Origin of the sequence: Mucilaginibacter sp. MD40, assembly GCF_002288635.1 — a bacterium.
GTDB lineage: Bacteria > Bacteroidota > Bacteroidia > Sphingobacteriales > Sphingobacteriaceae > Mucilaginibacter.
In genome coordinates, this window is record NZ_NRSW01000001.1 from 2,457,727 (window position 1) to 2,470,673 (window position 12,947).

A 12,947-nucleotide genomic window follows, 5' to 3' on the forward strand; every position below is an offset into this window, starting at 1 on the left:
GAACTAAAAAAGCCCGTATAATACTTATTACACGGGCTTTTTATACAAGTAGGTATCTTTAGGCCGTAGCGTACATCTCTTCGCGTTGCTTTTTTACAGCTTCGCTGTTGATGTATTCATCGTAGCTCATTAGCTTATCAATAACACCACCGGGAGTAATCTCAATGATACGGTTGGCTACGGTTTGTACCAGTTCGTGGTCACGCGAGGTAAAGATAATATTACCCCTGAAATCGCGCATACCGTTGTTCAGTGCCGTAATAGATTCCAGATCGAGGTGGTTGGTAGGCTCATCAAAAAGCAGCATATTGGCGCTTTGCAGCATCATACGGCTAAACATGCAGCGCATTTTTTCGCCACCTGATAACACATTGGCTTTCTTTAACACTTCCTCGCCACTGAAAAGCATACGGCCCAGGAAACCACGAATAAACTGATCGTCCTTTTCGCCCGGTGAATATTCACGCAGCCAGTCAATCAGGTTCTCATCCTTGCCTTTGAAATATTCGGCACCATCAATAGGTATGTCGGCCAGGTTAACGGTAACGCCCCATTTAAAAGTACCGCTGTAATCTTTATCTCTCCCGGTTAAAATATCGTAAAAAGCGGTAGTAGCCAAACTGTTTTGCGATAGTACGGCTATCTTATCGCCTTTGCTGACCATAAAATTCACGTTGGCAAATAATACTTCGCCATTAAGGGTTTTACCCAGGTTTTCGGTCTGTAGTACCTGATCGCCAATCTCGCGGCCCTGGTTATTAAATATAATGCCCGGATATTTACGGTTCGATGGCTGTATCTCGTCAAGATTAATTTTATCCAGCGCTTTTTTACGGCTGGTAGCCTGTTTTGACTTTGAGGCGTTGGCGCTAAAGCGACGGATAAACTCCTGCAACTCCTTAACCTTATCCTCGGCCTTTTTATTTTGCTCGGCACGTTGTTTCAATGCCAGCTGGCTCGATTCGTACCAGAACGTGTAGTTACCGGTATAAATGGTCATCTTGCCAAAATCAATATCTACTACGTGCGTACACACGGTATCCAGGAAGTGCCTGTCGTGCGATACTACCAGTACAATAGCCTCGTATGATGCCAGGAAATCTTCCAGCCAGCTAATGGTGTGTATATCCAGATCGTTGGTAGGCTCATCCAGTATCAGGATATCCGGTTTACCAAAAAGCGCCTGTGCCAGCAATACGCGTACTTTTTGGGTATTGTCAAGATCTTTAACCAGTTTATAATGAAACTCCTCCTTAATGCCCAAGTTACTCAGTAGGGTAGCGGCATTACTTTCGGCGTTCCAGCCATCCATCTCCGCGAAGAGGTTTTCCAGCTCACCGGCACGCTCGCCGTCGGCATCGGTAAAATCTTCTTTTAGATAAATAGCGTCTTTTTCCTTCATAACGGCATACATTTCCTTATGCCCCATCATTACGGTTTCAATAACGCTGTATTCGTCAAAAGCGTAGTGGTTCTGGCTTAACACAGCCATACGCTCGCCCGGGGTAAAGCTTACCGAACCGCTTGTAGGATCAACCTCGCCTGATAATATTTTAAGAAAGGTTGATTTACCTGCACCATTGGCGCCAATAATACCGTAGCAGTTTCCCTGTGTAAACTTTAGGTTTACATCTTCAAAAAGGGTGCGTTTACCGTAACGGAGAGATAAGTTTGATACCGTGATCATTCTGCGTTCTATTTTGCGGCAAAGGTACGGTAAATTGTTAAGGATAAGAAGCGGGGAGGGGCATTTGAAGCCGGATATTGCTTTCAGGGATATTTATCTACACTTAGTGGCATATACATGTAGAGGCTATTCCTCAAAAGATAACTTTAACGAAATAAAATTTTCACAAAATCCTTGCAAACAACAAAAAAACGCTATATTTATAAAAACGGAATAACAATTGAACAGGTTAATCCGTACAAATAGTTAACCCCCTAAAAATCCCTAATTAAACTATGGCTATTGTAGTAACCAGTCTGTTCATCGTAAATGCGTTGGTAGCAGCCAACCATATTAAAAACGGCAGCAAAAGCGAAATTTAATGCTACGGCTAACTTAGTGCAAGCACTAAGTTAGCCGTTTCTGCTTGCACAAGTTTATTCAAAGGCCCGCTGGCGGCCATCTTCATCAGCATATTCAGTTCAGCAGCAATGGTAAATTTTGCCTTTGTAGTGTTGGCATCATTTTGCGTTATTTCCCATTTCAGTTCCATATCAAATGGCGGCTTTTCAGCAGGTATAACAGAAATTGATTTATTGGGGACCTTTTGATCTATTTTAAGTGAAAGACGGGTAATGTTCTGCACATTAAAACTTGCCGTGTCTGTAGTTGACTCCCAATCGGTAATACCTTCAGGCATTAACTGCCTGTGGTTATTCATATCAGTTAAAAACGCGTAAACAACACCAGCCGGTTGGTTGATCACTACTTCGCTTTCAAAAATGCTCATACCTTATTTTAGATTATTGCCCCCAGGTGGAAGGTTCTTCGCGCCATTTTCTCAACATATCTACATCAGCGGATGATATAAACTGCTTCTCTTCGGCGTATTTAATTAAAGCGTTGTAATTTGACAGGGTGAAGTAAGGACATTTAGCATTCTTGAAATTTTCATCAGCTACATTAAAACCGTAGCTAAAAATAGCTGCAAGGCCCGCAACGGTATAACCGGCCTCACGCAAAGCATCAACCGCCTGCAAACTGCTTTTTCCGGTAGAAATAAGATCTTCAATAACTACTACACGCTGCCCCGGGTTAATTTCGCCCTCTATAAGGTTACCGCGGCCATGCTCTTTGGCTTTAGCACGTACATAAATAAAGGGTAAACCAAGTTCCTGAGCAACCAGCGCGCCCTGAGGGATACCTGCTGTTGCCACGCCTGCTATGCACCCTACAGAACCAAACATTTCCTGTATGGCCGATGTAAGCTTTTGCCTGATATAAGTGCGAATGGTAGGATAAGACAGGGTTACACGGTTATCACAATAGATAGGTGATTTCCAGCCCGAAGCCCATGTAAAAGGATTAGTAGGTTGCAATTTTATTGCTTTAATTTGCAGCAAAAATTCAGCGACCTGCTGTTCGGTCTCACTATTGGTAAACATGGCTCAAAAATACAGAATTTATATCAACGAAAAAGTGGTTTTATTAACCTCAAAAGTGCCTGACGATGGCCTGGAGTACCAACCTATTGATGCAGAGCATTTTGATTTAAAAATAGTTTACTACTGGGCGCTTAAACAAAACAACAGGTTTTTTTACGTATTGTGTAATGATACGCGCGCGTTTTTGAAAAGGATCATCAGGAATAATTTCCTGATAGAGGCAGCCGGCGGTTTGGTGACCAATAAGGATGGAAAGCATCTTTTTATTTACCGCAACGATAAATGGGACCTGCCTAAAGGTAAAATTGAAAAGAAGGAAAAGAACAGGGTTGCCGCTGTACGCGAGGTAGAGGAGGAGTGTGGTATTAAAGTAAGCCGTATTGAAGAAAAAATATGCAAAACCTACCACACCTATATTTACCGTGGCGAAGTAGTACTTAAAAAGACACACTGGTTTAAGATGCGTTATAAAGGTAAGGCTAAGCTTATCCCGCAGTTAGAAGAAGGAATCACCGACGTACGCTGGTTTGCCGATAAGGAAGTACCCGCAATTGCAGGCAATACTTTCCCTTCAATTCTGGATGTGCTAAAAAAGGAAAAACTGATTACAGAAATGGAATAGCCTCTTTAGGAATAAACTGCGCTACATCGCCATTATACCGGATAATTTCGCGTACTATGCTGGAACTGATGGATGAATATCCCGGTTTGCTTACGATAAATATGCTTTCAATTTCGGGCTCAAGCGCATGGTTCATTTGTGCTATGGCCTTTTCGTACTCAAAATCGCTTACGGTACGTATGCCCCGTATCATATAATCGGCACCTATACTCCGGCAAAAATCAACGGTTAGGCCCTCATAGGCAATCACGTGTATACGCTCATCATATGAAAAAACAGCCCTCAGCATTTCTTCGCGTTTGCTTACCGACAAAAGCCCCTGCTTGCTGCTGTTAACACCAATACCGATATACAGTTTATCAAACAAATTTACCGAGCGCTTTACAATATCAACATGCGCTTTGGTAACAGGATCAAACGAGCCGGGGAAAAGGGCTATTTTCATATTTGAGCTTTTGCTTATCAAAAGTAGGGAATAATCGTTAGAAAAGAATTTTCAATAATCAATTGTTCATTGCGGGCGGGCAGAAAGGCTGAAGCAATGTAAAGCGCGATGATAGATATTTTGTTAGCGGTATTTATTGCCAAAAACACAGCGTATAAGATTTCTAACTGTCGTTCGAAATGACAGAATGTTATACCAAATCGTTTAACTGGGCGTATTGCAACAGCATAATAGTTTTGGCATCTTTTATTTCGCCGGTCTTAACCATATCAAGCGCCCTGCCGAACGGCAGTTCCAGCACTTCAATATGCTCCGTTTCTTCTTCAAGGCCACCGCCGTCGCCTACTTTTTGGCTTTTATTATACTCGGCCACAAAGAAATACAGTATTTCTGTAACCGAACCGGGCGACATGTATGCCTCAAAGACTTTTTGTACCTCGGTTATTTTGTAGCCGGTTTCCTCCTCGGTTTCTTTCCGAATACAGTCGTCCGGGTTATCTTTATCCAGTAAGCCGGCGCACGCCTCGATCATATAGCCGTCGGCATTGCCATTTAAGTAGGTGGGCAGCCTGAATTGTCTGGTCAATATGACTTTACCCTCCGCTTTGTTGTAAAGTAATATTACGGCGCCGTTGCCACGGTCATAAGCCTCACGCTGCTGCGGCTGCCATTTTCCATCGCGGCCCAACAGTTCGTAGGTTGCTTTACGCAGTGTGTACCAATTATCTGAGAGAACGGTAAGTTCCAGATTTTTAACATGCTCATTACTCATCTGCCTTATGCTTAAAAAACGAAAAAGAAGAGTGCCCGTATTTACGCTGTTCCACAAACGCCGGGTGGTTACTTAAATTTTGCAGGCTTTGGTGTTCTACTATCAGCAGTCCATCAGGCTTTAACAGCGCCCTATCGAACACTATTTTAGGTATCTCCGGAATTTTATTGAGATCATACGGGGGGTCAGCAAATACCAGGTCGTATTGCTCGGTTTCCATAGCCAGGTATTTAAATACATCGGCTTTGTAGGTTTGTATCTGCGTTAGGCCATGCTGGCGCGAAGCGTCTTTTAAATAATTTACACAATGTATGCTGCGGTCTACCGCGGTTACCTTTTCTGCGTAACGGGAAGCAAACTCCATGGAAATATTACCGGTGCCGCTAAAAATATCCAAAACGGACAAGCCTTCAAATTCTATCTGATTTTGCAGGATATTAAATAGGGCCTCTTTGGCCAAGTCGGTAGTTGGGCGTACAGGTAAATTATTAGGCGGGTTAAGCCTTAATCCTTTTAATTTTCCTCCTATGATGCGCATAATGATAACGCTGCAAGGCTTAATATTTGATGCGCGGAAATGTTAGCCGGCAAATTGATAACGCTTGCGGAGTTTAAATTAACCTCGCCAAAAAAGGCTTTGAGATAGGTAAAATAACCATCAGTGATATTCATATCTCCGCTGATATATAACCTTGCCTTTTCAGGATCTAGGTCTATTTCCCTGCACACCATCGCGCAAAAATAGGCCAGTTCTTCGTGGTTTTTAAAGCTGAAGGTGTTATAAAAACGCAGTTTACTGTAATGGTAGTTGAGTATTGAAACACTTTCGTGACCAATATGCAAATACAAGGAAGTATTGGTAGGATAATTAGCGGATGTAGCCTTTAGCCAGCCCATATCGGCATGGGTTACTTGCTGGTTATCGAGGTCTTTTACCGCGTACAGCAACGCTTCATCAACCTTGTATATAATATGGTTTACTTCATCAAGCGGTTCCACCAGTACTTTTTCGTTGTCTTTTACATCAAGCAGGCGGGCGGCGTCAGCAATATGGGCCTGTTCATAAAGCGCAGCGGGTAACAATGTTAACGCATCAGCCTTTAGACCGATAAGCACCTTTTTATAATTGGCGGTGAGTATGTCCCGCAAATCACTGGGGTCACGTAACTCATCTGTAGAAAAACCGGTTCCCCACTGTAATAGCTGCTTATCCTGTAAAACAGCGTAATTAAAATGGTTTACATCGGCCTGTAGGAGCAGGGAGTATGTGTTGGCCCGGCTCAGGCTAAAATCGTCGCTGGTGTAGTGGGTTTTATTCTCGCTCATGCAGTTTAAGCAAAAGTAATATTTTTTCTGAATTACGTATGTTAACATACTATTCAGCAATTTTGTGATGTGCACGGTACAGAATACATCAGCCAAAGCTTTCCGCATGAGCCAAACGCCCAGCAACTGGAGCTCTTTTTAAAGCTGCACCAATTTTTGGTGAGCGAGGATGGCGACGAATGCTTTATATTAAAAGGTTATGCCGGTACCGGTAAAACCACCATAGTGGGCGCGCTGGTAAAGGCGTTGCCAAAATACAACCTGCGTTCGGTACTTTTAGCGCCTACCGGCCGTGCTGCCAAGGTGATCACGAGTTATTCGGGCCGGAAGGCTTTTACCATACATAAGCGCATTTATCGCAAAAAATCGGCATTGAACGTCGACGAGTCTTTTTTGATAGCCGATAACCTAAGCGCCAACACCCTGTTCATTGTGGATGAAGCTTCCATGATATCTGACGAGATCAGCGGGAACAACCGCGAAACGCTCCTGCACGATCTGGTGAACTATGTTTACAACACCAAAAACTGCCGCTTACTGCTGGTGGGTGATACGGCGCAGTTGCCTCCCGTTGGTGCCGACGACAGCCCCGCTTTAAACGAGCGTTTGATGAAAGCGCAGTTTGGGCTCAATGTGTTTTATTATGAGCTCACAGATGTACTAAGGCAACAAAAAGACTCCGGTATACTGCACAACGCTACGCAAATACGCAACCTGATCAGACAGGAAAAAGAAATTACCCCTAAAATTACCACCAAAGGCTATAAAGATATTTACCGCATGGGTAGCGATATGCTGGAGGAGGGTTTAAACTACGCCTATAATAAATATGGCGATGATCAAACGCTGATCATCTGCCGGAGCAATAAAAACGCTAACCTGTATAACCGGCAAATACGGGGGCGTATATTGTACAGGGAAGAAGAACTTACCGGCGGCGACCAGCTCATGGTGGTGCGTAATAATTATTTCTGGCTGAAAGACCAGGAGGATAGCAGTACCGGCTTTATTGCCAATGGCGACATTGCCCGTATCAGAAAAGTACGCCGGTTTGAGGAGATGTATGGTTTCCGGTTTGCCGATGTGCAGCTGGAATTTACAGATTATGCCGAAGACCCCATATTGGAATGTAAAATACTACTGGACACATTGTACTCCGAAGCGCCCGCTTTACCACCTACCGATCAAAAGCGCTTTTACCTGGAGGCCATGAAAGATTATGACCATATCCCCAATAAGCGCGATAAACATAATGAGCTAAAACTAAACCCTTACTACAATGCCTTACAGGTGAAATTTGCTTATGCCGTTACCTGCCACAAGGCGCAGGGCGGGCAATGGGAAGCAGTATTTGTTGACCAGGGATATTTGACCGACGACATGGTTAATACTGATTTTTTAAGATGGTTTTACACCGCCTGTACAAGGGCAACTAAAGAGCTCTACCTGGTTAATTTTAATGAGCAGTTCTTTATAAACAGTGGTTCATAGTTAGTGGACAATCGTTCATAGAAAAGGAAGATATTCATCAGCAAACTATGACCCATTAACAAAAATCTATTGTGCTTCCGGCAAAGTAATAGTAAATACACTGCCTTCCCCTTCCTTACTTTGCACCGTGATTTTACCGTTATGGGCATTCACTATATCTCTTACAATACTTAAACCAATACCGGTTGATTCTTCGCCTCTTAAACCGGTGCGACCGGCACCTGAGAAACGTTCAAATATTTTAGGAAGCATTTCCTGTGGTATGCCTAAGCCGTAGTCTTTAACCTGTATAATAAAATTACGCTTATCCTTATTTAAATGCACTTCAACCAGATCTCCGTCTTTTGAAAACTTAAGTGCATTACTTACCAGGTTATCAATTACCCGGGTAAACTTCTCATGATTGAGCAGGGCGAAAGCATTTTTTACATTACTCATCAATACCACTCGTTCTTTGCCATTGAGTTGTATCTTCCATGCATTTACAATGCTTTGCAGGCAACTATTGAGATCGGTGCGCTGCAGATCAATAGAACTGGAATTATTCTCGCTGCGCGCCGCTGCAAGCAGGTCATCTATAATGGTACGGGCCTTCACGCATGATTCGCGCATCATATTCAGGTTCTCCTGCGTTTCTTCGTCAATATCGTCCAACGCCATCACCATGGTTAATGACTCTACGGCAGCTATGGGGTTTCGCAGATCATGCGCTACCGTCCCCAACACCTGGTTTTTAAAGATATTGGCCTTTTCTATTTGCGCTTTTTGTTCCCGTATTTCCACTATTTGCCCGTAATAGCTGGCTTTGTAACTGAAAAAATAGCGCGAGGTAAGATAAAAACCGGCCAGCAAAATAGCCGATATCATTTGGTTGTGTATTGTTTCTGTTGGGCCGGCCTGTGCGTGTAAAAGCATCATACTAAACAACATTTCAACACCCACCAGTAATACCAGCGTTTCATAATATTCAAAGGTGAAAAGCATACTAATGATGCTTAACGCAACGAGGTATAAGGTAAGGCTGTTACTGGGGTCTGAGGTGGAAATAAAGCTCGAATACATACCGCACATAATAATGTACAGAGCAAAAACAAATACAAATAAGGCCATGCCCGAGGTAGCAAACCTTGTTTTACGCATATGGCCAACCATCAGGTGGCTAAAAAGGTAAAAGAAAGGTGTTACACCTATAAATACCCAGTTAATAAAGTTGAACTCCGGAAAATTTTGCGCTTTGGTAAGGCTTTCAGGAAATACGTGGTACAGTATCCTGATAATGATGTTTAAGGTAAGAAAGATAAAGCTGGCCGTACGCACTGCCAGTAAATTCTGATAAGTATAGTAATTGCGGTAAGGCTCGCGGTATTTAGGCGGGAGCTTTGCAAAAAAGTGAGTTTCCAATACTGATAAGTTAGTTTAGTTAGGGCTCACCAAAAATATCAATTTGTTGGCTTACAACAAAAACTTGCATGGCGTTCATTTCCTTTATTTGACAAAATGTCTTTTAAAAACAATTTTAAATGCCAAATTTTCAGCGCTGCCGATAGTTAAGGGGAGTGGCAAAAGATTTGATATCATCTTATTACTATGAATTTTAACAACTTTACCATCAAAGCCCAGGAAGCCGTTCAAAAGGCTTCTGAAATTGCAACCGGCAATCAGCAGCAAGCTATTGAACCGGCGCATTTATTAAAGGGTTTGTTACTGGTTGATGAAAACGTGATAACCTACCTTTTGAAAAAGCTAAACGTTAACCTTAACCGGCTCAACGATACCCTCGACCAGCAAATAGCGTCGTTCCCGAAAGTGAGCGGCAGCAACATCTATTTGTCGGCAAATGCCAACACCGCCTTGCAAAAGGCACAATCATATTTAAAAGAATTTAAAGACGAATTTGTATCGGTAGAACATATTCTGTTGGGTATACTGGCGGGTAGCGACAAAGCCGCTACTGCACTTAAAGACGCGGGAGTGAACGAAGCTGATCTTAAAAAAGCGATCATCGCTCTTAGGGGTGATAATAAAGTAACCGACCAGAATGCCGAAGCCACTTATAACGCTTTAAACAAATATGCCCGTAACTTAAACGAGTACGCCGAAAGTGGCAAACTCGACCCGGTTATTGGCCGCGATGAAGAGATACGCCGGGTAATACAGATCCTATCACGCCGTACCAAGAACAACCCGATACTGGTTGGTGAACCGGGTGTGGGTAAAACCGCCATCGCCGAAGGTATTGCCTTCCGTATTATTAAAGGCGACGTTCCCGAAAGCCTGAAAAGCAAAACCGTGTACTCTTTAGACATGGGTGCGCTGGTGGCCGGAGCCAAATATAAAGGAGAGTTTGAAGAGCGGCTTAAAGCGGTTATTAAAGAGGTGGTGCAAAGCGATGGCGATATCATTCTGTTCATCGATGAGATACACACCCTTGTTGGTGCGGGTGGTGGCGAAGGCGCTATGGATGCCGCCAACATTCTTAAACCAGCCTTAGCACGCGGTGAACTGCGCTCAATAGGTGCTACCACGCTTAACGAGTATCAGAAATATATTGAAAAAGATAAAGCGCTTGAACGCCGTTTTCAGAAAGTAATGGTTGATGAGCCGGATGCGGCCGATGCTATCTCTATCCTTCGTGGTTTGAAAGAACGCTATGAAGCCCACCACAAGGTGCGTATTAAAGACGAGGCCATCATTGCCGCCGTTGAAATGTCACAGCGCTATATATCAGACCGTTTTCTGCCCGATAAAGCTATCGACCTGATGGACGAGGCTGCTTCTAAACTCCGTTTAGAAATGGATTCAGTACCAGAGGCGGTTGACGAATTGGAGCGCCGTATAATGCAGTTGGAGATCGAACGCGAGGCTATTAAACGTGAAAAAGATGAGCACAAGGTGGCGGAACTAAGCGAAGAAATAGCCAACTTATCGTCACAACGCGACTCGTTACGAGCTAAATGGCAGGGCGAAAAAGACCTGGTTGATGGCATTAACCAAAAGGTTGAGCAGATTGAGAACTATAAGCTGGAAGCCGAACAGGCAGAACGCGCCGGTGATTACGGCAAAGTGGCCGAATTACGTTATGGTACCATTGTACAGGCGCAAAAACAAGTTGAAGAACTGAAAGCTGCTTTACAGGAAAACCAGGACGATAACCGCATGCTGAAAGAAGAAGTTACTGCCGATGATATTGCAGGCGTGGTATCACGCTGGACAGGCATCCCGGTAAGTAAAATGGTACAAAGTGAGCGCGAAAAGCTGCTTAACCTGGAAGATGAACTGCACAAACGCGTAGCAGGGCAGGAGGAAGCGATTGAAGCTATAAGCGATGCCATACGCCGCAGCCGTGCGGGTTTGCAGGACAAGCGTAAACCAATTGGTTCATTCATATTCCTGGGTACTACCGGTGTGGGTAAAACCGAACTGGCTAAAGCTTTGGCCGAGTACCTGTTTAACGATGAAAATTCGATGGTGCGTATAGATATGAGCGAGTACCAGGAACGCCACGCCGTATCCAGATTGATAGGTGCGCCTCCGGGCTATGTGGGTTATGATGAAGGCGGACAATTAACAGAAGCCGTTCGTCGTAAACCTTACAGTGTGGTGCTGCTGGATGAGATTGAAAAAGCTCACCCCGATGTGTTCAACATCTTGCTGCAGGTATTGGATGATGGCCACTTGACCGATAACAAGGGCCGTGTGGTGAACTTTAAGAACACCATCATCATCATGACCTCTAACATCGGCTCTAACATCATTCAGGAAAACTTCCAGGATTTTGAAGCCAGCGATAAAGAGGCCGTTATCGCTAAAACCAAGAACGAGTTGTTTAACCTGTTAAGGCAAACCATTCGTCCGGAGTTTTTGAACAGGATAGATGAGATCATTATGTTCACTCCGCTGAGCCGTGATGAGATCACCGATATTGTAAAACTGCAATTTAAACAAGTGCAGCAAACACTTGCTGAAATGGGTATAAGTATCGAAGCCTCTGACGATGCGCTGGATTGGTTGGCGCAACTGGGTTACGACCCGCAATTTGGCGCGCGCCCGTTAAAACGTGTGATACAAAAGAGGATTTTGAACGAACTATCTAAACAGATCCTTGCCGGAAAAGTGGACAGGGACAGCAAAATAAAGCTGGACATGTTTGATAACAACTTTGTGTTTATGAATGCCAATGAGTGACAGGTGAGGGTGGTAGCAGACCGGCAGTTACACGGCTATGTGATTGATTATTAAATTTAGCCGGTTTGCCATTCATTAAATACAATTAACAAAAAAGAGCTGCCTTAACAGGCGGCTCTTTTTGTTTAAGATGGCATAGCATTATTTAGCATCAACGTAGGTATAAGTAATAACGGAGTTATTGTTTCCACTATAAGTACTGCTTAGTTTAGCTTTAACAGGATAGTTTTGATTGTTATAGGTGTATTGATAAGTATCTATGGTTATAGAGCCATCATTATTAATCGTTTCCCTTGTAAGTTCATTTTTGTTGGCATATGGAACATCCGGTAATATCCATTTAGAGCCACTAAAAAGGTAGGGGCTATTATGAGTACCGTATTCATCATTAAAAGTCAAGGTAAAAGTTAAGAGATTGTTTGGAGAGTATGCCTTATTTATCTCACTAATTCTATTTTGGTTTTGATAGGTAAAATCAACGGTAGCATGCTCACCAGCAGGTGTTGTAATGGTGTGTGCAATAACCTGATTATTTTGTACACTTATGTCCAGTGTATGCCCTTGAGATGGGTTGCCGGGCTGGCTGTACTTAACTAATACCGGTACACCATTTTTATAAATATAGTCAAAAATGGATATGTCTTTTCCTCTTGTAATGGTCGACTTTATTAAATTCCCATCATTATCATAGGCATAAATATGATCGGCAACGTCTGCGTAGGGAGCATTAATTGACTTACTATGCATGCCTATCATTCGGTTTTGATTATCGTAATCGTAGTCAATTTCAGTGGTCCCCCCATTAGCCTCAGTAACAACAGATGATAGCAATTGATTTTTGCCTTGTACAGGATTTGAAGGTTGTAGATCAGTGTTTTTAGTACTGCAAGCAGTCAAATAAAACGCGATAAACGCTAAAAAAAATGATTTTTTGTTCATGTATGTGATAAGATTTTCGCTGCCAAGATACTACACGCTGGCCGTAATGAAAAATT

General features: G+C 43.2%; 12 protein-coding genes. 3 read left to right on the forward strand and 9 right to left on the reverse strand.

What is annotated here, in order from left to right; all coding sequences use genetic code 11:
- Positions 1–58 precede the first annotated feature (58 nt).
- From CKK33_RS11050 to pyrE, 3 genes are all read right to left on the reverse strand, one after another.
- Complete coding sequence (locus CKK33_RS11050; RefSeq protein WP_095704161.1) at positions 59–1,687, reverse strand: ABC-F family ATP-binding cassette domain-containing protein; 1,629 nt, start codon at positions 1,685–1,687, stop codon at positions 59–61.
- Between the two features lie 370 nt (positions 1,688–2,057).
- Positions 2,058–2,456, reverse strand: coding sequence for an SRPBCC family protein (locus CKK33_RS11055; protein ID WP_095704162.1), 399 nt, complete (start codon positions 2,454–2,456; stop codon positions 2,058–2,060).
- A 13-nt stretch (positions 2,457–2,469) separates the two neighbouring features.
- A complete protein-coding gene (pyrE, locus tag CKK33_RS11060; RefSeq protein ID WP_095704163.1) occupies positions 2,470–3,111 on the reverse strand; it encodes an orotate phosphoribosyltransferase in 642 nt (213 codons plus the stop codon).
- On the opposite strand from pyrE, the gene CKK33_RS11065 reads away from it, so the two are divergent.
- Positions 3,110–3,733, forward strand: a complete 624-nt coding sequence (locus tag CKK33_RS11065; RefSeq protein WP_095704164.1) for an NUDIX hydrolase — start codon at positions 3,110–3,112, stop codon at positions 3,731–3,733. The two genes, pyrE and CKK33_RS11065, sit on opposite strands and share 2 nt — an antisense overlap.
- Here CKK33_RS11065 and coaD read toward each other — a convergent pair.
- The 4 genes from coaD to CKK33_RS11085 form a co-directional block, all read right to left on the reverse strand.
- Positions 3,717–4,178, reverse strand: a complete 462-nt coding sequence (coaD, locus tag CKK33_RS11070) for a pantetheine-phosphate adenylyltransferase (RefSeq protein WP_095704165.1) — start codon at positions 4,176–4,178, stop codon at positions 3,717–3,719. The genes CKK33_RS11065 and coaD overlap by 17 nt on opposite strands.
- Positions 4,179–4,368: 190 nt before the next feature.
- Entirely contained in the window at positions 4,369–4,950 is a 582-nt protein-coding gene (gene nudK, locus CKK33_RS11075) for a GDP-mannose pyrophosphatase NudK (RefSeq protein WP_095704166.1), read from the reverse strand.
- Positions 4,943–5,488, reverse strand: a complete 546-nt coding sequence (rsmD, locus tag CKK33_RS11080; protein ID WP_095704167.1) for a 16S rRNA (guanine(966)-N(2))-methyltransferase RsmD — start codon at positions 5,486–5,488, stop codon at positions 4,943–4,945. The genes nudK and rsmD overlap by 8 nt, the downstream gene beginning before the upstream one ends.
- Entirely contained in the window at positions 5,476–6,276 is an 801-nt protein-coding gene (locus CKK33_RS11085) for a DUF3822 family protein (RefSeq protein WP_158223427.1), read from the reverse strand. Before CKK33_RS11085 ends, rsmD begins: the two co-directional genes overlap by 13 nt.
- 69 nt (positions 6,277–6,345) lie before the next feature.
- On the opposite strand from CKK33_RS11085, the gene CKK33_RS11090 reads away from it, so the two are divergent.
- Positions 6,346–7,767, forward strand: a complete 1,422-nt coding sequence (locus CKK33_RS11090) for an ATP-dependent RecD-like DNA helicase (RefSeq protein ID WP_095704169.1) — start codon at positions 6,346–6,348, stop codon at positions 7,765–7,767.
- Positions 7,768–7,833: 66 nt separating this feature from the next.
- Here CKK33_RS11090 and CKK33_RS11095 read toward each other — a convergent pair whose 3' ends face one another.
- The gene (locus CKK33_RS11095) at positions 7,834–9,168 is read right to left on the reverse strand and encodes a sensor histidine kinase KdpD (RefSeq protein ID WP_095704170.1); all 1,335 of its coding nucleotides are present in this window, start codon (positions 9,166–9,168) and stop codon (positions 7,834–7,836) included.
- A gap of 186 nt (positions 9,169–9,354) precedes the next feature.
- On the opposite strand from CKK33_RS11095, the gene clpB reads away from it, so the two are divergent.
- On the forward strand, positions 9,355–11,952 hold the full coding sequence (clpB, locus tag CKK33_RS11100) for an ATP-dependent chaperone ClpB (RefSeq protein WP_095704171.1): 2,598 nt from the start codon (positions 9,355–9,357) through the stop codon (positions 11,950–11,952).
- 141 nt (positions 11,953–12,093) lie between these two features.
- Here clpB and CKK33_RS11105 read toward each other — a convergent pair whose 3' ends face one another.
- Positions 12,094–12,891 (reverse strand): hypothetical protein, encoded by a 798-nt coding sequence (locus CKK33_RS11105; protein WP_095704172.1) that lies wholly within the window; start codon positions 12,889–12,891, stop codon positions 12,094–12,096.
- Positions 12,892–12,947: the final 56 nt, after the last annotated feature.